Source organism: Aeromonas piscicola (assembly GCF_000820005.1).
In the GTDB taxonomy this organism is placed as follows: domain Bacteria; phylum Pseudomonadota; class Gammaproteobacteria; order Enterobacterales; family Aeromonadaceae; genus Aeromonas; species Aeromonas piscicola.
Genome location: NZ_CDBL01000084.1, coordinates 3682 through 4744 on the forward strand (window position 1 = coordinate 3682; position 1063 = coordinate 4744).

At 39.6% G+C, this 1063-nt stretch carries 2 protein-coding genes; both read left to right on the forward strand.

Annotated elements, in window-relative coordinates:
* The coding region (locus BN1128_RS26080; protein WP_209428609.1) for a hypothetical protein at nucleotides 1-211 on the forward strand (211 nt) is incomplete at its 5' end.
* Nucleotides 201-959 carry a hypothetical protein gene (locus tag BN1128_RS25025; RefSeq protein ID WP_082030517.1) on the forward strand — a complete coding sequence of 253 codons (759 nt, stop codon included), beginning with the start codon at nucleotides 201-203 and terminating at the stop codon, nucleotides 957-959. The genes BN1128_RS26080 and BN1128_RS25025, both read left to right, overlap by 11 nt.
* Nucleotides 960-1063 lie beyond the last annotated feature (104 nt).

The window sequence follows — 1063 nt, forward strand, 5'->3', positions numbered from 1 at the left end:
GGGTGTCCCAGTTTTGATATTATCTGAACTAAATTCAAACGAAAAATATAAGATACGTGCGAAGAGGTTTTCGAATAAATACGCTACAGCCATACCGCAACACGCGGTTGATCATGTGGTGAGATTGATTACGAATATGCTCATTCAACAAAAAATAAAGAGCGTTAAAGCAATGACTCTGATGTGTCTCGGGGACGAAAATGAATTTTAAAAAAATTTTTTGGCGTTGGATGATGCCGCTCGCTATTTTATTTAGCATCATCCTATCTTGCACTGCCTCTGACATTGTGAGTTGGCAGGAAGAGGTCGTGCTGCACGATGGTAGCAAGATCATGGTAGATAGATCACAGAGTTATGGTGGTCGCCGCGAACTAGGGCAATCGCCTCCCATAAAGGAGCAAACGATTTCATTCACCATGCCTAATACTAATGAATATATTTCATGGAAGAATGAGTATGGGGAGGATATCAAGAGAGCAAATTTCACACCGCTTGCCCTTCACATATCAAATGGGGTTCCATATATTATATCAGAACCCGCATTATGTCTTTCTTACAATAAATGGGGCAGACCCAATCCTCCTTATGTTATTTTTAAATTCCATAGTAAAGTATGGCAACGTATTTCGCTGAAAGAACTTCCCATTGAATTGGATAGCATAAATTTAGTGATAATCACCAAGTCTAATGAGAAAATTCTACTGGATGAATCCCCAATTAATTCAGTGTTAATGAAAGAGTTAAATAGAGGTCTCAAACAACCTGAATTGAATGGCATTCTGAGAAAACCAGTTTATACAGGTTATTGCCCGGTCATGATCCACGATGGAAAGGGGAATTGGAGTAGTGATGACTCATTTAAACGCCAACCAGATATTGACGCTTGTTTAAATTATTGCAAACGAGAAGGGTACGATGCTAAACATTGCCCTTGCAATCAGATTTTTGGAGAAAAATAACATGGATAGTAACATTGAATATGCGCTGATGGCGGGGCGTGCCTACCAAAGTACTCGTGGAAACGATAATTTATTTCCCGAGGGAAATCAGGACACCCACCTTT